This window comes from Streptomyces sp. Rer75 (assembly GCF_013414305.1).
Lineage (GTDB): Bacteria > Actinomycetota > Actinomycetes > Streptomycetales > Streptomycetaceae > Streptomyces > Streptomyces himastatinicus.
Genome location: NZ_CP058693.1, coordinates 30789 through 55697 on the forward strand (window position 1 = coordinate 30789; position 24909 = coordinate 55697).

Genomic DNA, 24909 nt, shown 5'->3' on the forward strand with positions numbered 1-24909 from the left:
GCTTATTCTCCCCTGTTCGCGGCGGCTTCCAGGCGTCGGTCGTCGGCGATGGCGGTCCAGCGTGCCTGGACCTGGTTCTGGTCGTCCAGCCACTGTGCGCGGGGCAGTTCAGCCGGAGGTTCTTGGCCTGCCATGAGGTGGGACAGTTCCATCAGGTAGGCGAACTCTTCGCCTTGCACGCATTCGCCCAACTGGTCTCTGGCTTCGGTCAGCGGGGTGGGCGAACCGAGGACTGTTGCGTGCAGGCAGGCTGCGAAGCGGATGTAGGCGACTGAGGAGGTTAGTCCTGCTTCGTGGGCGAGCGTGGCAACTTCCTCGGCCCGTTCAGGCAGGTCTGGTGCGACGCCGGCGTCTCGTACGAGTTCAGCGATCTGTGTCTGGATCTCTGCCCAACGAATGGAGACCCCGCTCAGCAGTTCGCGGGCGCGGGTGATCTGTTCTGCTGCGCGGGGGCGGTCTTGGAATGCGGCTGCGAAGGCCAGGCATGCCTGGGACAGTGCGGCCTCGCCCGGCTGGCCGAGCTGTAGGGCCTCGTCGCGGCTCTTCGCGTATGACGAGCAGGCCAGTGCGATGTGTCCCTGGGTCCACCACAGGTCGCCGAGCACTCGGTCACGGCGGCCCTCCGCCCCTAGGGTTTCGGCGACGTCCCGTACCTGGGGGAAGCGTCCTACTCGGCGGGCGAGGTGGGCGAGGCCGCGGGCGGCCGTGGGTGCGAGCCGTCCTCCGGCGTCGACGACCTGCTGCATGCCCTCGAGGGAGCGTTCGAAGTTCCCCAGGTCCCGGTCGCACTCGGCGAGGAAGTACCGCGGCAGCTCTATCAGCGGCTGGGGCAGGCGGCCCGATTCCAGGACAGTGCGGAGTTGCTCGGCTGTGTGGCCGCGGTGCCTGCGTTGGCGTTGCGCGATGGCGGACAGTGCTGTGGCCAGGGCCTCTGAAGGGCTGCCGCTTACTTCATCGCTGGCCCCGGTAGAGGGGAGGGCCGGGAGTTCGATGGGCTCCCAGACGAAGTCGTCAACGTAGCGGAACGCCGCGTCCGCGAGCCAGCCGAGGTCCAGTTCATAGTCGCGGGCCAGCCGCATGCCCTGCCGTAGGGCGGCAACCAGGTGGACCCGGTCCCCGGATGTCTCGCGTCCCAGGGCGTCGAAGGCCCGCTGCGCTGCCCGCTGCCAGTCTGCTTCGCTCCAGCGGTCTTCACTGATGGAGTCAGCCTCGCGGACTGCTTCCCGGACCAGTTCGTGCACCCGGTAGGGCCAGGGTGCTCCCGGGTCGGTATCCACGAAGGGCCGCTCGACCAGTTCCAGGGCCGGGGCGTCGTGGTCGAGGCCTGCTGCGGCCGCGGCGAGCTCGATGGAGAAGGAGTCCAGCAGGCTCACTGCCCGCAGTACCTGTCGCACGTTCGGGGACAGGTCCCGGAAGGTGCGCGCGACGAGGGCGGGGAAGTCGAGGTTGAACTCGTGTGGTTCCGGAGCCCGTCCGTGACGTCGGTAGAGGTCGAGGAAGCGCATGACTGCGAGGTCTAAGTACAGTGGCAGCCCGTGGGAGTTGGCGGTGACCATGTGCCGTGTGCGGTCGTCCATCAGCGGACGTCCGGCAATGGTGAGCCGCTCGCACAGGTAGGTTTCGCAGTCTTCTGCTGACAGGTATCCGACCGTGTGCTGGCGTGGTTCCTCAGCCGCGCCCCCGACGAGCAGAGGCCAGAACTGGGGGCCAGCCCAGTCCAGTTGTCCTTCGAGTTTCGGGTCGTCCCACTGCAGGCGGTTTCGCCCCGTGATGACGAACAGTGCGTTCGGCATCAGCCATACCACGCGCTGGATCAGCCGTTCGAGATCACGGTGCACGCGGTCCCCGACGTCCTCGAAGGTGTCCAGCATCACCACCAGCGTCGCCCGCCGCTTCTCCGGGACCCTGCTGAGGTCCCAGGCGAGCAGGTGGGAGTAGTAGCTGAGTGCCTCGAGATCGGGATCGGCCTCGAGTAGATCAGCCAGCCGCTGGCACTCGGCTAGGGAGCGGACCTGGTGCCGTCGCTCGCGGAGAGCACGCACCAGCGACCGCAGCCCCTGCCCGACCAGGGCGCCCGCGGTCCCGGGAAGGGCGACGGCTTGCGCGGCATCCGACAGCGCGGACTGCATCTGGCCTGACAGCGATCGCGAACCGGGGAATCGGCTGAACCAGGTACGGCGGCGCAGGTATTCATCCAGCGGTTCACCTGGGTGGTTGCGCTCCCAGTAGCGCTGAAAGGCGAGGTCGAAGGTAGGCATTGGCTGCCCGAGGTCCGCGGCTGCGAGCCGCAAAGCAAGCATGAGGGACTCGAAGTCCCCGCCCGATTCCCGGGAGAGGTCGACGCGGACGGGCACCACGCGTCCCACCTGCGGATCCAACGGAGGCCAGTCACTCTCGTGGCCTTCGCTGTCCGCCAGGTGGTCGACCAAGGTGCGCGACAGGGTGGACTTGCCGATGCCGCCGACGCCGTAGAAGACAAGCACATTACGCCGGGGAGCTTCCAAGTCCTCCACGTCGGCTTCTGATCCGTTCATCCGCTGTGTGTGGCGGATGAGGCTTGCTGTCACCGTGCTCCACTCGCCGTGCCGGTCGGCGAAGAAGTCGACTGCCTTCAGCTCACGATCGTTAGAGCGGAACAACGCGCGCAGATCCGACCGAGTCACGTAGGCAACCCCCGACGTAGACGGATGAACCAAGTAAGTGCAATGGCCCGACTTCAGACGACCAGTCAAGCACAGACTGAGCAGCCGCCAGGCGCTGTACTCAGTGTGGCCCAGCTCAAAGAGGCGGAGGCGAGGAGACTCTGGTCGTGGCCAGCACGGGTGTCTCCAGCGACGACCCAACGGCACATCGTCATCGCAATGCCGCAACATGGCCGGGCGCGGCCAGGCAGCTCCTGAGCTCGGGAGAACGCCACCATCAAAAGGTGAGATTCCATACATTATCGGGCTCTGGCCGCCCGGACATGCTGTTGGCTCTCTTCGTGACACCGGCCACCGCCCCGCGGTGGCTGAGTCAAGCAGGCATCCGGGCTCGGCCAGCTATCAGGCCCTGCAGGACGGCGACGAGCCCCAGTGGGCCGCCTCGCCGGGGCGCGTATCCGGACAGGGCTGGCACGGCTGTCAGGGTGTTGGCCGTGAGTCCCGTCTGCCGTAGCGTCCGGGGCGTGGCGAGGACATTGCGGTTAGCGGTCGCGCAGAGCAGGGTGCCGGAAGACCCCACCGACCGAGGGGCGCTGCGGGCGGCCGGGCAGGAGGTCCAGGCCCTGATGGTCAAGGCCGCCGGGGCGGGTGCGCGGCTGGTGCAGTTCCCCGAGGGCGCACTCGTCTATCCGCACAAGCGCGTGATGGCGGCCGGGCCGGACGGCACCCTGATCTCGGCCGACTGGAGTCGTGCCGCCTGGGATGTCCTGCGCGAGGAAGCGGAGTCGATCGCCGCGTTAGCGGGAAAATTGGGCTTGTGGACGGTGGTCGGATCGATTCACCCGCTCACACCGCCGAACCGGCCACACAACAGCCTCTATATCATCTCCGACCGGGGCCGTCTGGTCGCACGGTATGACAAGCGGTTCCTTTCGCACACCGAAATCTCCTTCCTGTACTGCCCGGGGCGGGAGCCGCTCGTCTTCGAGGTGGACGGCATCCGGTTCGGCTGCGCGCTATGCATCGAGGCCAACTTCCCGCAGGTCTTTGCCGAGTACGAGCGCCTGGACGTCGACTGCGTCCTGCTGTCGGTGATGGTTGATGACGCGCCGCGCGCCCGCGTGGCCCAGGCGTACGGGACGCTCTACAGCTACTGGCTGGGCTACTCGGTACCGGCACAGTTCAGCGCCACCACACCCGCTGGGATCGTGGGGCCCGGCGGGCGGTGGCTATCGCGCTGCCCCGCTAACGGACGGCCCGCCCTGACGATCGCGGACATCGACCTCGACTCGCAGGACGAGGACATCGACGTCGCCATTCGTTACGCCCGCCCATGGCGCCGATCAGCACGAGCTGGGCTCTACGACGAGCGGATCCCAATCGGCGACCCCCGCAGCGACACCCGCACAGCCTTCTAAAGCCGCCCGGCTACCGGGGCTTCCTCAAGGCCGAGCCAAGACAGCGAAGCCTCTCCGCGGTGGTCGAGGTAGTCGGCGGCGCCCCCTGATATCGCTTGTGCGAGCGTTGCTTATGGCCTCGGGGTTCCACTCACGGCCGTCGTTGGGCCTCGCCTCCGGTCCTGCGAAGACGAGGTGCTGGACGCGCCCATGCAGTCTCGTAGCTCCCGCGCACCAGCCTGGGCAGCCAGCTCCCGGGCGTGTCAGGGGGTGCTGGGGGAACCGGGGCGGCGGCCAGGACGCATCCGGAGGCTCGGGGCAGTTCCGTGAGCGTTGTGGGCGCGTTCACGGTGGGTGGGGCGCTGGAGGTTGCCCAGTTGGAGTGGGCGGCGCCCATCAGGGCGGTGGTCGCCAGCACAGTGGCCACACTGAAAGCGGCCCAACGACTCATCATCATGGCCAACGCGGTTACGTGCCACGGCGCTCCGAGGGGGGCCTCGGATGGCCTGTCACTCGGATGGGTCGCTAATCGCGGGGAACTCCAGCGGTCGTTAAGCGGCTTGTGTCTTGTAGCACCGCAGTGAATTGCGTTGGCCTTGTCCTCTTGGTCGTCCCACCGTCCTCGCGGCCGAGAGGCTCACCCTCGCGATTCATCGGCGCCGGGTGCAGTCCAGAGACAGCAGTGTGATAAGAAAGACGGCTCGTTCACCCGGGGGAAGCGCGAGCGATCGATGCTGCTGGATGGGCGTTGCCCCCTGAACTGGAAGGTTGGTGCAGTCAGTATGGGCGCATGGGAGGGCCTATGGGTCGAGGGTCACCAGATCTCCCGCCTTCGGGACGGCATCGACAACCCATTGCTGGCGGCATTTCAAGACGAGATGCTCCAGTGCGAGGAGGTCAGTGCACGCGACGTCTTCGGTCCAGGCACTGGTTCTTCCGAGCACCTCGTCTACACGTTGCGCGGGCCAGGACACGAAATAGCTCAGCGCCTGGGGCTGCTGGGCTTCACCCGTGAAGCGGCGATGGACTACCTCGACGAGCTCCTGGAGCAGGAGCGCTCGTGGGCGTTTCCACTCTCCAGGAAGGTGGAGCGTACCCCCCGTGAGGAGGCGGAGCGCGAGTTCCTGGAAGGGTACTCAGCTGCCGACTGGGTGCGGGACCTGCGGGAAGCGCAGCCATCTGCAGAGCCCCATCCCTTCGGGTTCGGCGAGCCGACCTGGCTTCTTGGCCACCTGCGCTACGCATTCCCACCGCTAGCGCTCCGGGCGGCCCTGCTGGCCCTGCCGGATGCGGAAGTGGTGATGTACGTCGAAGAGTCCGAGGGTGACCCGGATGCGGAGCTGTTGCAGTTATGCTCCCTGGCGCGCGATGCCCTTCACAGCATGGCCATGGAACACGCTCCGCTGGTCGTCCTCACTGAGGGCAGCACCGACGTCGCCATTCTGAAGCCTGCTCTAGAGTTACTCTATCCGCATCTGACAGACCTGGTGCGGTTCATGGACTACGGAACCCGCCCTCAAGGCGGAGCAGGCGGCCTGGTGACCACGGTGCGGGCATTCGCCGCCGCGGGCATCGCCAATCCTGTCATCGCCCTGTTCGACAACGACACTGCCGCGTCTGAGGCTTTGCGTCCGCTGGATCGCGGAACGCTTCCGCGCAACATCAAGATCCTGCAGTACCCGCCACTGAGCTTGGCCTCCAGCTACCCCACCCTGGGCCCTCCGAGCATCGATACACCCGAGGGCAGTACCACCCGAGCGGACGTCAACGGCCTGGCCGGATCGATCGAGCTTTACCTTGGCCGAGACGCGCTGTCCCTGCCCGATGGAAGCCTGCGCCCCGTCCAATGGCGGAGCTACAGTCCTGCTTGCCAGCAGTATCAGGGCGAGGTCACCGACAAGCGAGCGGTCCAGCATGCCTACGCCTTGCAACTAGCCCGGGCGCAGCGTGATCCCTCAATCATCAATACACAGGACTGGGCGGGAGTACGGGCCATCCTCGACGCTGTCATCCACGCTTTCGAATAGGAGCTCAAGTGTGGAGAAGCACAGCTTGGCTGACAGGCGCAGCGTTATCGGCTGCCTGTCGCTGTTGCGCTACCCAGACTGCCAGAGTCCTTGAGCATGGCGTTTAAGAAGCAGCACCTCCTTATCGCCGGCCACCATCCGGCACACCGCGCGCAGAGCACCAGCGACGTCCTCGGGGAGCCTCGTGTCCGGCGTCAGGGTGCTGCTGCGGCCCAACAGCGCCGAACCGGCCAGCGCCGGGTAGAGCAACCACGGAACGTGCTAGCCACATGGCCTGCATCACCGGATGTCAGTGGGCCTTGCCACCATGGCGATCACGAGTCCTCTCTGTCATGTTCGCTTGGGCTCGTACGGGCTCCAGCCATGCAGGTATGGGCGCAGGTCTTCCGGTGTGATCGCAGGGGGATCCGGCAGCCCTGAGTTCTGCGGCACCGGGTCGATACCGTCGGCATGGGCCCGAGCCCAGGCGATCCAGGCAGTGACTGCTTCGGCTGCGCCGGCTGTCGTGTCCTGGTGGTCCTCCAGGGCATCGCAGTAGGCGCGGATGGCGGTTGCCTGCTGCCAGGCCTGCACCTGTGCTCGGAGGGCCTTCATCCTGTGGTCTTCCACGAGGGCGGTACGGGCTTGCTGCATCGCAACCAGCCAGCGTTGACGGGTCTCCTGCTCTTTGCGCTGTTGGGCCAGCCGTCGTTCGTTCTCCGTGCGTGCGCGGTGGGCGATTTCTCGGAGGAGGGCAGGGAGTTTGTCTTCCAGATGCCAGCGTTGCCGGTCTCCCCAGCGGTAGCGGCGGCCCAGATGGGCGTAGGAGTGCTCGAGGCTGAGCTCGAGTTGGTGGGATGGGCGCGTGGTCCGCGACGTCACGCGCTGCCAGGAGTACTTCACGCTGCTGGGATCGGGAACCTCGTCGGAGCCTTCGTTGAAGAAGAGCGGAAAGGAGCTGTCGGCGGCGGTGATCACCAGGCTGCCCGCCGAACCGGTCGGCGGGGTGCTGACGGTGTAGTTCTTGTCTTCCACGGCGCTGCAGAGGGCGTGGAGGATGCGACGGGCACGGGGCTGGCAGCTGGGGCAGACTTGGATGTGCGCTTGTGCAGCGGCAGGGTGGAGGTGGTCTGGGTGCAGGTCGTCGAGGACGGGGACAGTTTCGTCTGCGGGTGTGGAGCGGGGGGTCGGGGATCCGGGGCGCAGGGTGATGACCAGGTCGCCTTTGTCTCGTCCGGTGTGACGCAGGTGGTGGCCGTCGGGGATCAGGTGGTCTGATCGTGCGGCGTGGAGGGTCCGGCGCCAGTGGGCGCGTTCGTCCGGGGTGGGGTCGGTGATGTGCAGGGTGCCATCCGCTTGCTGGAGTCTGGTGATCAGCTCGGCCGCCTCGGTTGCCGCTGCTGAGTTGGAGGCAGACGGGCGTGGTGCGGACGTGGGGTGGGTCTGGGCCAGGTGCTGGCGGCCAGCCTCGGTAGGTGCCGCGGTCCAAGAACCATTAGCTCGTGTCAGGGTGGCCAGGCCGCGGTTACGCAGGGCGTAGACCGTCACGGCAAGACCGCAGTCATCGGAGGTGACCGGGTCATCGCCGTGGCAGATGCGGCGCAGCACGTCGAGTTGGCGCTTGTTCAGCTTGGTGCGGGCCACGGATCTGTTCCTGTCGTTGGTGCCAGGATGGTCGGGGTGGTGTCAGTCGTCGCGCTCGGCCTGGCGCAGTGTTTCGAGGGGGATTCCGAGTTCCCGCTCGAGGCGGTCGGCGGCTTTGGTCTGTCCGGCGTGGCGGAGGCAGCCGATGGCCTGCTCCATGAGCTGGCCGATGCGGAGCACTTCCTCACGCAGGGCTTTGAGTTCTTCGATGCTCTCCACGGCTTCTGCTCCGCACCATTCGCGCAGCAGGTCGCGGGATGGTTTGAAGTGGCGGTCGGTCTCGGCGCAGATCTCGGGGCTGATGTAGGTGCCGGGGTTTTTGCCGCGCCCGCGGTAGTGATGGCCGTAAATGGCTGCGCTCTGCGCCTTGCGGTCTTGCTCGTCCAGCAGTGTTACCAGGTGATCGGCTTGGGTGCGGGCCAGTCGGCGAGCGACTTCCAGGGTCGTCGGCCAAGGAGCGATGACGACACCGTCGGAGTCGGTGAAGGTGCGTGGGTCGGTGTGGAAGAAGCTTTCGGGGACGTCCAGGAGAGTCTTCAGCGCGGCCATGTCTTCGATGTACAGCACTCCTCGGTCGCGGAGGTTGAGGCCGAACGACACGACCCCGTCCCACAGATGTTCGTCATACAGCGTGGTGATGGCGTGGAAAGCGGTGTCCTCCGCGTCCGGGCCGTCCTGGGTCAGCTCGTTCCACCGCTTGTCGCGCGCCAGCCAAGTGTCCTTGTTCTGCCAGCGGATACGCAGCCGGGCCGACGGTACCCATTCCTCCCGGCCTTCGGCCTCCTCGGAGACGAAGCGCACCTTGATACGCAGTGGGCGCTGCGAGCCGATCTTGAGAACTTCGACCTCCTCGACCGGGCCGTGATGCGGTGCTGCTCGGTAGGCCCACCGCTCCCCCACCTCCATACGACGCTCCTCCTCTCCCTCGAAGCTGTGCATCCACCATCCTGCTCCTGCCATCGCCGCCCAGCCTTGTCCGCGAGGTGCCACCGGATGCACCGGCCGGACGCGGCGGGCACGGGGCCGGCTCCGCCCTTGCTCATGACGTCCGGGGGCGTTGCAAGAGACCTGGCAGGGCTCACGCAAACCTTGCCCACTGCGGGCGGGCAGCAAAGGCGCCGGAACGCGGTGCCGGTAGCGGTTTGCATTTTGAGGGCGGTGCGGTCGTGCTCTTCTCAGCGGCGCAACCCGGATGCGGTGGCGTCACGGCACGGATGGGGGCGCCGGTGGTGTGAAGGTGTGGACTGCGCGCTTGGCCTCGGTGCCGCCAACTGGCGTGCTCGCTGAGACGTGGCTTGCAACCGTTGACGTGCAACGGTGGAGGCGCCTGACTGGCGTCAGGCGGCCAGGGCGGTGTTCTTACCGAAGACTTCTTCGAAGGGATGGGCCCGGTGTGTGGCGACCAAGGTCCAGGCTCCGCTGGGGTGGTGGCGAGTGTGCATGCTGTAGTGGCGAACCTCGGAGGGGGTCAGTACTTTCAGGTCGCCGAAGACGTAGTAGAGCGGCGTTGGGGCGTGGGTGGCGGTGAAGAGTAAGCCGGCGTTCAGCGTGGTGGTGCTGATCGCGTAGCGGTCTGTGTGGGTGCTCGGCATACGGTCCTTGGCGTCGATGGTGACCAGTTCGCTGTCGCGGGCGGCTATGAGGTCGGGGAAGTACCGCAGCGCGGAGCCGGTGCGCACCAAGGCCTGCCGGATCACTGGTGGGTAGGTGCCCTGCCCGCAACGCTGGACCGTCCAGCCGCGCGCCTGTAGCTCGGCAGCGACGCGTTGCTCGTGTGCGTCGCCGACCTTTTTGCGGTCCTGCCAGTGCGTCACCACGCCTGTCCCTCCTACCACTTCGGATCACGTGATACGAACATCTCTCTTTTCGTGCTACCTCTGCACGACTATGATGCCCCACATGGCGGCATACGTAGACCCACGCTTTCGTCCCACGCTTTGGCCGGGGACGCCCGTCCCGGCTCCGGAGTTGCGGCCCGTACCCGGAGCACGGGCGGATGGCGGATGGATCGTCTGGGAGCCTCATCTGCGTTCCCAGGGAGAGACTGTTCCGCTGCCAGAGGACTTCTACTTGCGTGAGTTCATGGAACTCGACCCCACCGATCTCGACGCCGTGGCCACCATGATGCGCACTTACGGAGACCTGGGCGGCAGCATCAACACCGGCGGCTGGGACGAGGACGAGTACGAACGCCTCAAGGAACTCACCGAGCGCGAACACCCGCGCTACTGGGCATTCTGCCTGCATGGCGAACTGGCCACGCTCTACATCACACAGGCACAGGCGGCCATCACCACCTGGCTGGCCCTGCGGCGCAAGGGCGGACTCGACGCGCTCATCGAGCCCGACGTCTGTGAGGAACAGCTCACACAGTGGCGTTCCGAAAACACCGACCGGGAGCAGGCATGGCCGCGTGACCTGGACCACCTGCGCGAACTCGTTCTGGACATGAAGATTGGTGACCTGGTGAGCGAGCTGAACGCCGCACTCAAGCCGTTCAGCATCGGCATCGGCAGTCTGGACGACCGCTACCCCACCATCCTGTCGGTCGTCTTCCTCCAGCTGTACAACCACCTCGCCGAAGACGCCACGATCCGCGAATGCGCCAACGAAACCTGCCGCCGGAACTTCGTACGCCAACGCGGCCGCGCCGAGTACGGCCAGAACCGCACCAGCGGCGTCAAGTACTGCACCCGCGAATGCGCCCGCGCCCAAGCCCAACGCGAACACCGCCGACGCCGCAAGCAGGCCAAGGAGACCCAGCCTCACTCCTAGCCCAGCGGCAGGCTGTGGCGCTCGGGCGGTAGGCAGCGCAACAGCCACGCCACAGCAATACCGTCCGGGGGCGGTCACATGTTGAGGTTGATCCGGCACCGGCGAAGCGCAGTTCGAGGATCAGCGAGAGCAGTTCTCACGGTTTGTCGGCGAGATATGCGCCTTTGCTGGGTAACCCTGAATCTTTGTTCCAGCGGGGAGCAGCTCCCCCCTCCACCGACGACCCACCCGCCCAGCAGTCGTCCGCTGACGTTGCCGTCACCGTTTCCGGTCAAACGCCCTGAAGGCCCGGCCGGAATGCCCTCCGTCCGAGCCTCCAGGCTTTTATGTGAGCAGCATGCTACGCCTTCTCCAGCCGACTGACCCATCGCTGACATACGTCCACGCTAATCGGCTCGAACAGTTCAGGACTCGACACCTCAAAGAGGAATTGAGTCAGCATCTCAACGTCCACTTCATCGACCTCGACACGGTCCAACATGTGAACCGACCCAGCCCATCGAGGCAATTCCAGAACGTCTAGCTGTCCGGAAATACACCGCTGTAGAATGTCCCTCACAGCATGACGATCCAGCCGCACAGAAGGACCCTCATGCAGATCGCATTGGTTGGCGGCACCGATCAGGTCATCCAGCGAAGATTCCCAGCGAATCAGGCTTGTCAGAGCCTGGAAGTCCGATTCCATCGATCATCCTCACTTGAACTTGATGTGCGCGATGCTGCCATCGGGGAGGAACGTCGTTTTATAAGCTAACTCCGTGACTCCTTCAACGTCTACCCGCTTCCGATACACCGCGTACGACCCGGGAACCCTTCCGGGAACCTTGTAGCTGAACTCCGCACCGCCTCCGGGGAGTCGAATGATCTGCGGAATCTCGGCATCCCCAGGACTCTTCTTCATGAAGCCGGTAAGGTTCTTACGCAATGCTGGAGACAGATCCTCGACACCCACCGCAGCAGCAACCTTTTCACCTCGTGTCAGGTTTGTCCCGCAGGCTCCATTCGAGTTGTGAACGAGGACCGGCGTCTCGCCCGCCAGCACATAGTACGTGTGGATTCCGGCAATGGTGAGGTCGTGGGTGCGCTGGCGCTTGGCAAAGTGGCGGGCTTCCTTGACGATGACAGTGTTGCCACTTGGAGTATGGAGGGTCATGCCGGACCTGAGGTCTCCGGCTTTTATCCATTTCCGCTCAGAGTCCACCCAGAAGGGGTGTGTTGCGGTGGAGATAAGGGCTGCTGCACTCCTACCCTTGCCCGTGTCGACCGTAAGGTCGACGAACTCCTTGTCGTCCTTAGTGACGATGGCGCCGACGACTTTGCGTGCGGTGGTCTTGCCCGTTTTCGGGTCGGTAACCTTTACAGAATCGCCGAGCTGGACATCCTGTATTGGTTTCGTGGCGCCATCCGCTAGGAGGACCTCAGTGTCCGGCGTGAAGCTGTGACAGGCGGACTCTACTTTACTGGAAGAGGAATCATCTTTAGATTTCTTGTTCCTGGCGGCCCAAGCTTCTTCTACCCCTTCGATCGCCTTCTTGGCGACTTGCTTCAGTAGGCGGGCTTTGGTAACGCCAATCATATCGAGGCCCGCAGCACTGCACGTGTCTGCATCCCACTCGCCTGGACACTCTCTCGCGTTTTTAGTTGGGTCGAGTAGCTCTATCGCCTTAAATGTAATTTTTGTTATGACATCCCATGGGTCCGCGATAGCAGCGTTTTCCGCCATCTTCTTTCTGGCGTGGGCGTCGACGCTGAGGCCGTAGCCAGTAACCGATCCGATGCCGTGCCGGTATTGCGCCCTGGCGGCAGCTCCGGTGTTGACAGGGCTGCTGTAGCCGCCGCCTCCACCACCGTGTCCCCGGCTGCGGTGTCCACCACCTCCGTGCCCACCACCTCCGCCGCCACTTCCGGGCCATCTGGGGCCCATCGGTCCTCTCCCCGCGCATGACTCCTCCGGGCACATGCCGGTGGGGTCGCTCATCGTGACGGGTGTGTTGTTGGCGTAGGCGTATCCGTTGATCTGCTGGGGGTCGGTCAGGTCCATGACCGGGTCGACGGAGATGAAGCGGCCGGTTGCCGGATCATATTCGCGGGCGCCGAGGTGAGTGAGGCCCGTGGTGGTGTCGATCGTGCCGCCGACGAAGCCTTTGGTTCCAGGCCAGGCCGAAGGTTGCTCGCCGCGTGGCGCGCCGAAGGGGGTGGTGCGGCGCTGGGTGAGCTTCAGCGACTGGGCGTCGACGGCGAGTTGGGCTGTTCCGTGGTGGTCGGCCAGGGTGAGGGAGACGGTGTTGTCATCGGAGCGGACTGCTTGGTTGCCGCCGCCTAAGTCGGTGTAGCGGGTGGCTTTCGGGGTTTTGGAGTCCTTGGCGAGGGTGATTTCGGTGGGGCCGAGGTAGAGAGTGGTTTCTGTGGGTGTGCGGCTGATCAGGCGGTTGCCGTTGGCGTCGTAGAGGTACTCGGTGACCTGGTCTGTGCCGCCTTCGCGGGGCTGGCTGACCTTGGCGAGGTGGCCTTCGGCGTCCCAGGTGAGTTTCTGGGTGTCGCCGCTCCGGGTGCGGGTGGCGGTGTTGCCGGCTTCGTCGTAGCCGAAGGACTCTTCGCTCTGGCCAGTGGGTCCGGTGGTGTCTATTGAGGTGAGGGCATGGGGTTGCCTGCTGCTGGCTCCCGGTGCGGGATAGTGGTATTCGCGCTTGGTGTCCTTGGCGGAGTCTGCCGGGTCGTGTTGGGTTTCAGTGAGACGATTACCGGTTTTGTCATAGGTGTAGGACTGCCAGTACGGAGCTGGTCCGCCCGTTGCGCCGGCGGACGGGGTGTCCGCGCAGGTCTTTGTCGGCTGTGTCCAGGCCTCCGTGAGACGCCGCAGGTAGTCGTAGGTGAAGCACTGGGTGTCGGTGCCGCCTCGGGAGACGTCGGATACCGAGGTGACGTTGCCGACCGGGTCGTAGCCGTAGGTGGTGTACTGGTCGACGCCCGCGATGTCCTGGCGGTCCACACGGGTGGTGGCCAGTCTTTGTGTGCCCCACTCATAGGTGTTGGTGACGGAGGTGTTCTTCCCTCCGCTGACGCCGGTGAGCTGGTAGGCGTATGGCTTGCCGGTCAGGCTGTATGAGGTCGTGGCGGTCATGCCTCGGCCGTCGTAGACCTTGATCGGCCGGAGGGTGTCGTCCTCGTAGGTGTAGTTGACGCCGCCGCCGGGCAACGAGCCGGCCGCGGAGTAGCTGGTTGCTGCTACGAGGCCGTTGGCGTGGTAGTCAGTGCCCGACTCGTAGGTGCCGGCCAGTTCGTGTTCGCGCTCTGGGATGACCGTGGCGGTCTTCATCGGCCGGTAGAGCCGGTCGTACATCGTGATTTTGTTGGTGTAGGCGGCACCGTCGACGTAGCGAGTGGATTCGGCGAGCTGTCCTTTGGCTCCGCTGATGGTGTCGAAGACCCACTTGGCGCGCAGCGGGCCGTCGGTAGTGCCTTCGTGCAGTTCGGTGCGGCGGCCGAGGTCGTCGTAGGTGTTCGCGAGGGTGACACGGCGTGCGTCGGTGGTGGAGGTCAACTGGCCACGGTCGTCGTAGGCGCTCTTGGTGGTGCCCTTGTCCGGGTCGCTGGAGTTGATTTGCCGGCCGAGTTGGTCGTAGTCGTACTTCCAGACGTTGCCTGCCGGGTCTGTGACCTGTGCCAGTTGCCCGGCGGGGGTGTAGCGGTAGTGGGTGGTGTCGGCTGCCGCTTCAATCGCGCGCGTGTGGTGCTGCTGCAGTTCGGTGGTTTTGCCGCGCGCGTCTGTCACGGTGGTGGTCGCTGTACCGCCCTCGGGGGGGATGACCGTGGTCCGGTCGCCGCCGTAGATGGTGCGGGTGGTGGAGAGGATGGTGCCGCCGTCGCCGTTGCCAGCGATCTGCTTGGTTTCGGTCTCGCGTCCCAGGCCGTCATAGGTGTGGCGTGACTGGGTTTCGACGCTGAGCGCGTTGTCTGGTTCGAAGAGTCTGGTTTGGGGTGTGGCTTCGGCGTAGTAGGGAGCGAAGGTCTTGGCTGTGAGGCCGCGTTCGTCGTAGAAGGTGTCGGTGATGATGCGGCCGCCCTCGGGGCCGGGGGCTTGGGTCTGGCGCGCTCTGAGGAGGCCGTCGTAGAGGGTGTAGGAGGCTAGCTGTGCGCCTCCTGCGGGGGTGAGGGTCTGGGTGCGGACGGCGACGGCGTCGCCTTCGGTGATGAAGTAGGAGAACTCGTAGGTGGGCAGTTGGCTGGTGCGGCGGTCGGCGAGCCAGACTTTGGTGGACCTGCCCAGGGCGTCGTAGGCGAACTCGGTGCGCTTGTTGTTGGTGTCTACTTCCGCGAGTGGCTGGCCGCGTAGCGGGTCGAGTTCGGTGGTGGTGGTCTGTGCGGTGGTTGCGTCGCCCTTGGTGGCGGGCGGGGTGGTCACGGTGGTTTTGGTGGGGATACCGGTGGCGGGGGTGTAGGTGGTCTTGGTAGTGCGGCCGTCGCTACGTGTGGAGCGGGAGGGGGCTCCGGTGCTGGCTGCGGTGACGGTTGCGGTCAGGTCGGTGCTGGTCAGCTCGCGGCCATAGGAGTCATAGGTGGTACCCGACTCCAGGTAGGTGGCCTTCTTCCCGTCGTGTTCTTTGAGGGTCGCGGTTGCGGTGGCGTCGCCCTTGGTGGGGGCGGCGTCGTAGGTGCCGCCGTCGTAGGCGGTCCGGACATCGGAGATGACGTCTTTGGACCGGTCGGGGGTGTCGTCGCACTTGACGGCCACTGTCTCTTCGCGGGAGGGCAGCGTCAGGATGTTCGCGGTGGTGTTGTCGGCGTAGGTCGTGCGGGTGCACTGGTTGTCGTCGGCGGTGGTGGCGTCGCCGAAGTCGTCGACCTGCACAGGGCGTCCGGCGACGGTGTCAAGGCTGGTGGACGAGCTGGTCGTGCGCCATTTCTGCCCGTCGCCGTTGTCGAGGGAGGTGAGGTTTTTGGTGTATGAGGTGCCGGTGAGGTTGGCGGTGACGGTGCCCCAGCTTCGGACTCGCTTGGCGGTCTCGTGGTGCCAGGGGCGGTTGACGGTCTTCTCGAGTGCTTTGCCGCCCGGGCCTGAGAAGGTCACCGACTTGTATGTGAAACCGGCGGCCGACTCGTGGTCGGTGATGGGGTCGCCTTCGCCCTCGTCCAAAGTAACGGTGGCGTCTCGTGTGCCGCCGGAAGGGGATTTCTTGTCGCCGTCCATGCCGCGCAGGAAGTAGGTCTCTTCCTGCGACTTCATGCTGTCGGTTCCCTGGCCGCCGGTCTGTACGCGTACGCGTCCGTAGCCGCGCCACTGGGACCAGGTCTTGTACTTCTCCTTGGTCAGGCCGTCGTCATCGTCGTAGTGCCAGGCGGCGCCGTCGAGATAGGTGTAGCGGGTAACTTGGTCCGGTGCTCCGCCCGTGCGGTCGGTCGCGGTGACCGAGTCGACGACGTATTTGTTGAACCATTCTTCGTCGGGGCCGTCGCTGGAGCTGCCGCCGATGTACTGGGGGAAGCAGCGTGTGGTGTTCGTCTGTGGCGTGGGCAGGGAGTCACGGGCGCAGGCCGGGGATGAGTAGTTCACATCGGTCTGGCCGCCGGATTCATCCGCGACGGTGGAGAGGCGGGCTTTGATGAACGGGGCCTTGCCGTCGCCTGTTTTGTCGAGGCGGTTGGTCTGCTGGGTGTAGGTGAGGGTCGTCTTCGGCAGGGTGATGGGGGTGGCAGCGCTGTGGCCGGTGTGCTGGATCTCGTCCAGGAGTAGCTGGTAGTCGACGTCTGCTGTGCCCCAGTGGTGGCCAAGTTTCCAGGAGTCGACCTTTGCGTATGTGTCGTCTTTGAGGACGGTGGTGGTGACTTCGGTCAGTCGCTTACGGGTCCAGAAACTAGGCGATAGCCGCCCTTGATCACACTTGGTGCCAGATTTGCAGTTGAGGTCCCAGGGCGTGTCGTACCAGTAGGGTGCTTTGCTGTCGATGGTGCCGGGATCGCAGGTGACCTGTTGTTTGGGGTCGGGAATGCAGCGTTCGGAGCTGGAGAAGGTGACCTTCGCCAGGGCTTTACCGGTGTAGACGTTGGTGGACTTCAGGCCGTATTCAATACGGTCGAGATAGCCGCCGCGCACGTAGGGCGTGTCATCTGCTTCCTTGAGGTCGCGGCCGTAGGAGTTGGTTTCCTTGTCGTAGTAGTAGGCAACCGCGTTGCCGTGGACGTCCACGATGTAGTCGAGGTTCCATCGCCATGCTTGCTGGCACCACGATGCGGCGAAGGAGGCGGCATGGCAGGGTTCGTCGGCGTCGTCGCCGAAGACGGGAACGTTCCAGGCGGAGTTGGTGGTTTCCTTGCCCGATGCCCAGCCGCTGAGCTTGTTGTAGCCGAAGTAGTAGCTGGTGCCCTCGGGGGTGGTCAGTACCCAGTATTCGCCGTTGTCGTCTCCGTTGTTGCGGTCTTTGTCGCTGACGCGTTTGATCTTGGTGCCGTCGTCCTGCTTCAGCTTCCACTCGTCGTGTCCGGCAGGTACGAGTTCGCCGGCCATGCCGTTGAAGGAAATGGTGGCGTTGTCGTATCCCCAGCACAGGTCGCCGGGCTTGTTGCCGTCGGCGTGCTCGATGCCGTCGTCGGAGCAGGGCTTGTAGCGGCGTTCTATGTAACCGGGCCACATTTCGAAGCCGTCGCCGGCCCATGAGGACTGGTTGTTGGTGCCGCCGGTCCGGCCGTCGATGGCGCCTGAGGTGTAGGAAAGCCCCACGCTCGGCTTCAGTCCTCCGGGGACCTCTGGTGTCGGCATGTCGTAGGACCAGGCGAAATCACCTGTGTTGAGGTTGGTGGTCCAGGTCGCGGACGGTGACAGTGAGGTGGCTTTGTAGTCGCCCTTCTCGCCTTTCTCCGCAGCTGCTGCTGCCAGCACCGTCGTGGCGCCGCTGTGAAGGGGGACGCGGTCTGTGGTCAGCGTCCGCTTTTCCTCGTCGTTGACGGTGTGCATGGGGGTGCCGGAGCGGCAGGCGGGCTTGTGGGGGGTGGTCAGAGCACATGCGGGGAGTTCCAGTAGCTGCAGTCGGGATGCATAGCTGCCGCCGAACATTTCGGAGAACGTGGAGTAGTCGACCTTCACTGCGGCCCGGTCGCTCTGGTCTCGTCGCTCGGCTTCGGGGGTCAGAGTGAACAGCAGGCCGTTCACGCCGGCTTGCTGGGCCTTTTTGTGCTCGAGGACACGAACGCGGACGCTGCGCTCCGCGCTTCCCGGGCCGTCCGCGGCTCGCTTGGCTGACCCGGCAGGCGGCCGGAGAGTCAGCGCGACGGGAAGGTTTCCGGCCCGGGTAGGCGTGGCAGAGCGCTTCGTGGTCGAGGTCGGGAGGTGGAGGAGAGCCGACCCGCCATCGGTCCAGCTGGCTTTCGGTGCGCGCGCTGGTGTCCTGTGGCCTTTGAAAAGGGTGCGGGGCTTGGCCTTCCCGGCTGCTTTGCCGGCGACCGGCTTCTCCAGGCCGGGCGGCATTGCCGAAGGCTTGCTCCGGCTGCTTGCCGCGCTTGGCGGGGCGCCTGCGCCCTGGAGCAGCGCGCCGACCATGACAGCGGATATGGCGATGGCAACCTGACGGCGTGCTGAACCCATGCGGAGTCTGGGTCTGCCCTTCATACCTGGTTCAATCCCTCACTGCGAGCGCCACAGGGTACGGAGCCGTGTGGCGCGGATGTTGTGTGAACCGAGCTGTGTGTCGGGCGGCAGCAGGGTGTGCTGCCGCCCGGGGCGGCGTGGCTACTCGGTCTGTGGGACCTCGGTGGGTACGTCGGTCCAGTGCCCGGCGAGGAAGGCCACTTGTTCGTCGGTGAGTGCGCCTTGGAAGGCCCATGCGTCGTCCACGGCGCCTGGCCAGTACTCGCCCCAGGTGCCGGCCGTTTTCGCCCGGCCGATCTGCAGCGACTTGGTGGCTTTGAAGGTGAGTGTGTCCTCCGCCCACGGGATGCGGTCGGCGCAGGTGGTGTCGTCGGCTTCGCCGTCGCCGTCGGCGTCGGGGCAGGCGATCTCCTCCAGTTCCCCGTTCACGTACAGTCGTGCTTGTTTGCTGAAGCCGTCGTAGACGAGCGCGAGGTGGTTCCAGTCCCGCACGTCGTAGAACTGTTCGTTGTCGACGCTCACCAGGGAGGCGCCGGTGGCGTCACGGTCGGGCAGGGTGACCTGCCATCGTCCTAGGCCTTCTGGGTCTTTCTTGTCTGGTTCGAAGCGCACGGCGAACGCGCTTTGCTGGCTGCCTTCTGCGCTGATCAGTGCGGCGCTTTTGGTGGGGGTGGCGGCGGCCTGGGCCCAGCCGGTCACGGTGAAGCTGCCGCTGGTGTCGACTGGCACGGTGCTGGTGTCGGCGTAGTCGCCTGTGCCGTCGAGTTGCAGTGCGCCGTCGTCGATCATGCCGGTGCCGATGCTTGCGTTGCCGTGGAGGGCCATGGCGTGGCGCTCGGGTGTGGCATCGGGCGAGGTGGCTGGTGTGCCGGAGGCTGTTTCGAAGTTCCAGCGTCCTTGGAGCTGGGGGCGTTGCCGGAAGAGCTGCAGTACTTCGCCTGAGGAGACGGGGCGGTCGTAGAGGCGGACGTCGTCGATCTGGCCGGGGAAGACGTTGTCGGGTTTCTGCTCGTAGGAGCCTGCGCCGATGAACATCGGCCCGTCGGCGTACCAGGAGCCGCCGAGTTTGACCGAGTCGGCTTGTTGGCCGTTGACGTACAGGGTGAGGGTGTCGGCGACGGTGTCGTGTACGCCGACGAGGTGGGCCCAGGTGTTGCCGTAGGCGTGGGTGCCTTCGGGTTGCATGGCGCGTACGGCGCTGGCGTCGGGTGCGTCGGAGGTGTGCTGGTTGAGCACCCACCGGTCGTAGGTGGCCGAGTAGTAGAGCTCGAAGCCGGCTTTGTGGGTGCCGCCCTGGGCGATGGCGACGGCGGAGCGGCTGGGTTTGGACTGTGGCAGTTTGGCCCACATGGAGACGGCGAAGCTGCGGGAGGTGTTGAGGTGGGGGGCGCCGACGCGGGCGTGGTCGTCCACGCCGTCGAGGGTGAGGGCCTTGCCGGCGATGCCTGGGGTTCCTGGTTTGGCGCCGCCCTGGAGGCGGGCGGGCAGGACATCGCCGTGACCGGTCACGGTGGTGGAGCCGGGTTCTTCATCGAAGGGGAAGATGGCGATGGCGGGGCGGCCGGGATCGCCGATGCGTTCTTTGGCGTAGAGCCGGGTGACCTCGTCGTCGCTGATTCTTTTGTCGAAGATCTGTAGTTCGTCGATGGTGCCGGGGAAGAAGGCGTCGGGCTGGCCGTCGTAGGAGCCGGCGCCGATCTGCAGTCCGCGGCGGGCGTTCCACGCTGAGGTGTAGGTGGTCTCCCCTACCTGTTTGCCGTTGACGAACAGGTGCAGGCGTTGTTCGACGGAGTCGAAGGAGCCGACCAGGTGGGTCCACTCCCCGGCTTTGACTCCGCCGGGTTTGTTTGCCATGGCGCGGGCGATGCCTGCGTCTGCGCTGTCGGAGGTGTACTGGTTGAAGACCCAGCGGTCGTAGGTGGAGGAGTAGTACAGCTCGAAGCCGGGCCGGTGGTTCCCTGGCTGGGTGGCGATGACGGCCGCGTGGTCGGGGACCTGGGAGAGCTGCACCCAGGCTGAGACGGTGAAGCCTCGGTCGGTGTCCACCACCGGGATGTCGGTGTCGGCGTAGCCCGTTGTCCCGTCCAGTTGCAGCGCGGAGCCTTGCACGCCTGTGGCGCCGGTCTGGGCGCCGCCGTGCAGCTGTGCGACGCGGGGCGGTGCTGTGCCCTTCTCCTCGGTGGCGTCCGTGTCCTCGTCCATCTGCCACATGGCGCGCTCGGGTTGTCCGGCCTTGACCCGGAACTGGTACGTCCGGATCTCAGATGCGTTTCCGGCCTTGTCGAAGGCTTGGGCGGTGACGAAGTTCAGCCCGGGTTTCGAGGGGAGGAGCTTCACCACCTTGGCGGCGCCGTTAGAGGTGGTGATCTCGTGTTTAGCTGACGGGCTGCCGTTGACGCCGTAGCGGTAGCGGTTGACGTCGGTGGAGGTGGAGTCGAGGGTGAAGTCGCCGTACTGTCCTACGCCGTCGAGCCAGGGGTCGTCCGGGTTATCCGGGTCTGAGGCCGGATACTCCCCCGAGGACATCCCGGGGGCTTTGGGGATGCTCGTGTCGTAGAGGAAGTAGCAGCTGGTGGCCGATCCTGCGGATGACCACGGCGAGTACTGGGCGCCGTCGTAGGAGCGGACGTACCAGGAGACGGTCTTGTTCGACGGCAGGGAGGAGGGCAGGGAGATCCGGAAGTCCGCACCGGACTTCTTGGCTGTGGTGCGGCCTGGTTTCCAGCGGGCGATGGTGCCCTTGCCGTCGCCGGAGTCCCATGCTGCCTGGAACTGCACGGATATAGCGTCACGGTCGGGGTCAGTGACGTTGTTCGCGTAGATCTGGCCCCGGGTACGGACCCGCGGGGCGTCGCCGGGTCTCTTGCACTGGCCTCCGTACTCCATGAGGAGCTGGTTCATCTTGATCTGCGGGGGCGGGCGGTTGTACTTCACCCGCAGGAAGGCCTTGTCCGAGAAGCGCTTCCACGCGTACCGATCTGACTCGCTCCCGGCCCGCAGCCCGAAGGTCATCGTCGACCACTTCTTCGACGCCGCCTCCTGTACCGCGCTCCTCACATCGAACTCGGCATCTCCGGCGGCGCAGCCCTCGTAGCCGTAAGCGAAGGAGTACGTCTTCAAGTGGTCGACCCAGAAGCCGGCGGCGTTCTGCGAGTTCCAGGTCGTCGATGAGCTGATGTCCTTGGTCCGCCACAGCTCCACCTCCCGCTTCGAGCAGGACGCCGACCAGGTGTTGCGTACGACGAACTCGGCTGACAGGACCGTCTTGCCGGCGAAGGCGGAGGTCGGGATGCGGTAGAAGAGCCGTTTGGTGTCATACGGGTTGCAGTAGTTCCACTCGCAGTACCCCAGGCCTTCAGTGGATTTGCCGTTGAACTTCCACTGCGGTGAGCTCGCCCAGTACTTCGACGCCATCGTCCATGCCGACGAGCGGGGCGAGTGCCACTGGGGGTCGATGAACACCGGGTACACGGTGTCCCCGCCGCGCAGGACATCACGGTCCGGGGTCAGCACCAGCTCCTGACCGTCGGTGGGCACATGCACGCCGATGGGGGCGAGCTTCCCCGACTCCCCCGCTCCCGGCTCGTCCTCCGCGGTCCCTTGGAGCGCCTGCTGTGAAGTGTCCGGGTTCTTCATCGGTCCCTTGCGGGGTGCGGCCGGTTTCCTCGCTGTGGTCTGGGAGGTGGCATCGCTGGAGTCCCACATCAGGGGTGTGGAGGCCTCGAAGACCGCGGACTTCGCTCCGTTGTCGACGGCTTCCAGGCCTCCGTCGGTGGTCTGCTGTACCTGGATGTTCTGTGTCCGCAGCTTGAGGCGCAGTTGCTCCAGACCAGGGCTTGCCGCGGCTTTGGCTGACTTCACCACGAGGAGCTGTGAGAATCCGTCGGCATCTGACGAGAGTCTGAGATCCACCTCGGGCAGCACGTCCTGGTAGGTGGCTGTGTTGCCTTCCAGAACCGGGGCCGGCAGCGCGGTGGGCCAGGACAAGGCCAGTTCCCGGCCGGCCCGGCGCATCCGCACCATCGGGCCATCGCCACCGCCGGAGAACGCCACATCGAGGGCCGCCGCTTTCGGCGCGACCGTGCCGTCGCTGGTACGCGCCAGGTCCGTGTCGATCGGCTTCCACTCGCCGCCCGCCCGCGTCCGCACCGGTCGCAGGTACTCGTTGGCCTCGAGGTAGCCGTCCGGCGTGGCGAACACATCACGTGTCTCGCCTCTCAGGGGAACCACTTCCACCCTGCTGCCGGAACGCTTCGCCTTGGCCAACGCATCAGTCTCAGAGACAGCCGTCTTGCTCTTCTCCTTGCCCGAAGACGATGTCACCTGGCGGTGCGTCGCACCTGGAACCGCCGCTAAGGCCTGTGGAACTGCAGCAGGCATCAGCCCCAAGCACAGGGCCACGGATAACCCACCAGTGACAACCCCACCCCGGCCGCGCCTGCGCGCACGACGAAACATCCCCCGGCCCCCCAGCCAAAGACATAAAGATCACGTGAACAAGACGAGACGAGAACGTAGAGCAACAAAACAAGGCGGTCTATGCCATCAAAGTGCACTGAAAGGGACAGAAGCAGTCTCTGACGAGATGAAGGGAGGCATGACTTGAACTGCTTTTTAACAAGGAGTCCAACTCTCAGAGGATCTTCCGGTCCTGCACCACTCCCTCTCGATGAATCCTCTATCAAGGCTTGAGCCCGCATTCACCCAGAAGCAGCCGAGTTGGAGCGCCCACTTTCCCCAACAGCGTCCCGGACCGGACGGCATCTCCCGCAGGCAGCGATGGCGCACACCTGCTCTATCCCGACCTTCACCGCATTCGTCGTGAAAGCCACACCGCAGGGCGCCGGCCAGGGCAAGGCGGGGGCCGTGTGTGTTTGTCCAGCGCAGAGATCGAGCGACGGGCGGTATGCCGGCTGCGGGCAACAGGCCACTCTCACGGGTGACGTAGAGGCCGCCAGCGAACCGTCTCATCCTCCGACGCGTCAGCCCAGGCATGGATCACATCGACGCGCAGCACGTAGCCGAGCCTGGCCTGGTGGTCCTGGACATCACCGCCCACGATGAACAGACCGCGCAAGCGGTGATGTCCGCACTGGACCGATGGTGGGCCACCTCCGGTGTTCCTACGGTGCGGCGCGAACCCGGGTCCGCTGGGGTGAAGGCTCGTGTGTACGCGGACATCCGACGGCCCGGCACGCTCGCGTAGGGACACGCGAGCTGAGTGACGTCATCGCTCCACCGCCACGAAAGCCTTGAGGAGTGGCAGGTCAGCTGGCCCGACCTGCCAAGGCCATGCGGGTCCCAGCGGACGCACGTGCTATCGAGACTGCAGACCAGGGGCACTCTCAGCTGCATGACCTCGCATCCCGACAACTTATGCCTCTCCCCTGCTTGGACCGTGTCGCCGGTTAGATACGACGCTCCCTCAGTACAGCCGCTCCTGCTGCAGCTCCACCTCGCGCAGGTCCAGATGTACGGCTTCGCTGACGACCCCGCTGACACGCCCGCCGATGACTACACCCCACCCAACGGGCTCTTCCTCCTGGGCCGAGACGCATCCGGGCAGGCAGCCGGATGCGGCGGGTGGCGCCTCCTCGACCCACGAACCGCGGAGATCAAGCGCATGTACGTGCGCCCGGACGCCCGCGGGAAGTCTCTCGGGCGGGAGATCCTGCGCCGGCTGGAAGCTGACGCCCAACTACACGAGATCACCCACGTACAGCTGGAGACGGGCGTCGCCAACCTGGCAGCCCTCTCCCTGTACCGCTCACACGGCTACCAGCCCATCAAGCCGTACAGGCCCGGACGGAATCCCGCAGTGAACCGCGCACTCCACAAAACGCTGCAGGGAACGCTGGCACCGTAAACATCTGTCTCGAGTCACCGAATGGAGCCGATGCGGCGCTTGCTCAGAACGCGAGGCCTCCCGGACGCGGCTCGTACCTGCCCAGGAGCTGGCCGCGTCCTGTATGCGAGGCCTACCGGGGCTCACAAGGGCCCGCTCGTCGGGCCCGGCTCCGGGCAGCAAGTGAAGGTCCCACCGAAACGGTAGCCCGGTGCGCTCGGAGCGTTGCCACGGTGACTGCGCCTCGGCCACAGCTCGCCTCGACACCGCTGGCAAAGCCGTTCCACCCGGCGTTATCCAAGTGGAGTGCGGCCTTGAGCCGGTCAACGGCTGGCGGCCCCTGGAAGAGTGCCGTCTTGTCTCTGAGCTGCGGCAGGGCGAGCATTCGGAACACCCCTCCCGGCCTCCCCACGGAAAGGCCGACAAGTGTCTGCCATTTTCGAACGGCTCGCACTTCATGTCCCGGATCGGTAACGACACCCCGTTGATACCGCTGTACCCGTAGTGTGATCGCCCTCGCCGGGACCATGGGGGGTGCCCGGCCTGATCACGAGGACGAGTCTTGCTTCGTACCCGCATGCTCGCTGCCGCTGTTGCCGCAGCGGCTTCCGCCAGCGTCGCTCTGCTGCCCACCCAGGCGCAGGCCGCCGGCTCGATCCACCTGTACAAGGTCTACTACGACTCGCCCGGCTCGGACACCCGCTCCAACAGCAGCCTCAACGCCGAGTACGTGCAGATCAAAAACAGCACCAGCAGGGCCGTGCAGATCAAGGGCTACACGCTCCGCGACAAGACCGGCTACATCTACACCTTCCCCTCCTACCGGGTCAGCGCGGGGAAGACGGTGAAGGTTCACACCGGCCGCGGCAGCCAGAGCGCTGGCCACGTCTACTGGGGGCGCGGGGCCTACGTGTGGAACAACGACAAGGACACCGCCACACTCCGCACGCCGAGCGGCGCCTTCCGGGACTCCTGCTCGTACAACAGCACCCGCTACGACTACAAGATGTGCTGAGCTGAG

At 65.5% G+C, this 24909-nt stretch carries 13 protein-coding genes; 6 read left to right on the forward strand and 7 right to left on the reverse strand.

All coding sequences use genetic code 11. From position 1 onward, the window contains the following. Positions 1-2: 2 nt before the first annotated feature. The gene (locus tag HYQ63_RS00155) at positions 3-2663 is read right to left on the reverse strand and encodes an ATP/GTP-binding protein (protein WP_179931940.1); all 2661 of its coding nucleotides are present in this window, start codon (positions 2661-2663) and stop codon (positions 3-5) included. A gap of 503 nt (positions 2664-3166) precedes the next feature. Between HYQ63_RS00155 and HYQ63_RS00160 the strand changes: the two genes are divergently transcribed. Continuing rightward, the gene (locus HYQ63_RS00160; protein ID WP_257231488.1) at positions 3167-4060 is read left to right on the forward strand and encodes a carbon-nitrogen hydrolase family protein; all 894 of its coding nucleotides are present in this window, start codon (positions 3167-3169) and stop codon (positions 4058-4060) included. Positions 4061-4821: 761 nt separating this feature from the next. After that, positions 4822-6066, forward strand: coding sequence for a hypothetical protein (locus HYQ63_RS00165; protein ID WP_179931942.1), 1245 nt, complete (start codon positions 4822-4824; stop codon positions 6064-6066). Positions 6067-6396: 330 nt separating this feature from the next. On the opposite strand, the gene HYQ63_RS00170 is transcribed toward HYQ63_RS00165, so the two are convergent. The 3 genes from HYQ63_RS00170 to HYQ63_RS00180 all read right to left on the reverse strand — a co-directional run bounded on the left by HYQ63_RS00170 (position 6397) and on the right by HYQ63_RS00180 (position 9506). Next, positions 6397-7689, reverse strand: a complete 1293-nt coding sequence (locus tag HYQ63_RS00170) for a hypothetical protein (protein ID WP_179931943.1) — start codon at positions 7687-7689, stop codon at positions 6397-6399. A gap of 42 nt (positions 7690-7731) precedes the next feature. After that, positions 7732-8628 (reverse strand): hypothetical protein, encoded by an 897-nt coding sequence (locus HYQ63_RS00175; RefSeq protein ID WP_179931944.1) that lies wholly within the window; start codon positions 8626-8628, stop codon positions 7732-7734. 398 nt (positions 8629-9026) lie between these two features. Then, complete coding sequence (locus HYQ63_RS00180) at positions 9027-9506, reverse strand: hypothetical protein (RefSeq protein ID WP_257231489.1); 480 nt, start codon at positions 9504-9506, stop codon at positions 9027-9029. A 253-nt stretch (positions 9507-9759) separates the two neighbouring features. On the opposite strand from HYQ63_RS00180, the gene HYQ63_RS00185 reads away from it, so the two are divergent. Then, positions 9760-10464, forward strand: coding sequence for a hypothetical protein (locus HYQ63_RS00185; protein ID WP_257231490.1), 705 nt, complete (start codon positions 9760-9762; stop codon positions 10462-10464). Positions 10465-10804: 340 nt separating this feature from the next. On the opposite strand, the gene HYQ63_RS00190 is transcribed toward HYQ63_RS00185, so the two are convergent. The 3 genes from HYQ63_RS00190 to HYQ63_RS00200 form a co-directional block, all read right to left on the reverse strand. Then, positions 10805-11149: a hypothetical protein gene (locus HYQ63_RS00190; RefSeq protein ID WP_179931889.1), complete on the reverse strand. Its 345-nt coding sequence runs from the start codon at positions 11147-11149 to the stop codon at positions 10805-10807. 9 nt (positions 11150-11158) lie between these two features. Further along, positions 11159-18064, reverse strand: a complete 6906-nt coding sequence (locus tag HYQ63_RS00195; protein WP_179931946.1) for a polymorphic toxin-type HINT domain-containing protein — start codon at positions 18062-18064, stop codon at positions 11159-11161. 120 nt (positions 18065-18184) lie between these two features. Further along, the gene (locus HYQ63_RS00200) at positions 18185-22501 is read right to left on the reverse strand and encodes a LamG-like jellyroll fold domain-containing protein (protein WP_179931947.1); all 4317 of its coding nucleotides are present in this window, start codon (positions 22499-22501) and stop codon (positions 18185-18187) included. Positions 22502-23036: 535 nt separating this feature from the next. Between HYQ63_RS00200 and HYQ63_RS44155 the strand changes: the two genes are divergently transcribed. The 3 genes from HYQ63_RS44155 to HYQ63_RS00210 all read left to right on the forward strand — a co-directional run bounded on the left by HYQ63_RS44155 (position 23037) and on the right by HYQ63_RS00210 (position 24903). Beyond that, complete coding sequence (locus HYQ63_RS44155; protein WP_257231493.1) at positions 23037-23249, forward strand: DUF6207 family protein; 213 nt, start codon at positions 23037-23039, stop codon at positions 23247-23249. 147 nt (positions 23250-23396) lie between these two features. Then, entirely contained in the window at positions 23397-23909 is a 513-nt protein-coding gene (locus tag HYQ63_RS00205; RefSeq protein ID WP_179931948.1) for a GNAT family N-acetyltransferase, read from the forward strand. 556 nt (positions 23910-24465) lie between these two features. Beyond that, a complete protein-coding gene (locus tag HYQ63_RS00210; RefSeq protein ID WP_179939590.1) occupies positions 24466-24903 on the forward strand; it encodes a lamin tail domain-containing protein in 438 nt (145 codons plus the stop codon). Positions 24904-24909: the final 6 nt, after the last annotated feature.

Excerpts from the sequence above, each read along its gene's own strand:
- HYQ63_RS00165 (WP_179931942.1), top strand. The coding sequence starts at position 4,822 with ATGGGCGCATGGGAGGGCCTATGGGTCGAGGGTCACCAGATCTCCCGC.
- HYQ63_RS00175 (WP_179931944.1), bottom strand. The coding sequence starts at position 8,628 with ATGCACAGCTTCGAGGGAGAGGAGGAGCGTCGTATGGAGGTGGGGGAG.
- HYQ63_RS00190 (WP_179931889.1), bottom strand. The coding sequence starts at position 11,149 with ATGGAATCGGACTTCCAGGCTCTGACAAGCCTGATTCGCTGGGAATCT.
- HYQ63_RS00195 (WP_179931946.1), bottom strand. The coding sequence starts at position 18,064 with ATGAAGGGCAGACCCAGACTCCGCATGGGTTCAGCACGCCGTCAGGTT.
- HYQ63_RS00200 (WP_179931947.1), bottom strand. The coding sequence starts at position 22,501 with ATGTTTCGTCGTGCGCGCAGGCGCGGCCGGGGTGGGGTTGTCACTGGT.
- HYQ63_RS44155 (WP_257231493.1), top strand. The coding sequence starts at position 23,037 with ATGGATCACATCGACGCGCAGCACGTAGCCGAGCCTGGCCTGGTGGTC.
- HYQ63_RS00205 (WP_179931948.1), top strand. The coding sequence starts at position 23,397 with ATGACCTCGCATCCCGACAACTTATGCCTCTCCCCTGCTTGGACCGTG.
- HYQ63_RS00210 (WP_179939590.1), top strand. The coding sequence starts at position 24,466 with ATGCTCGCTGCCGCTGTTGCCGCAGCGGCTTCCGCCAGCGTCGCTCTG.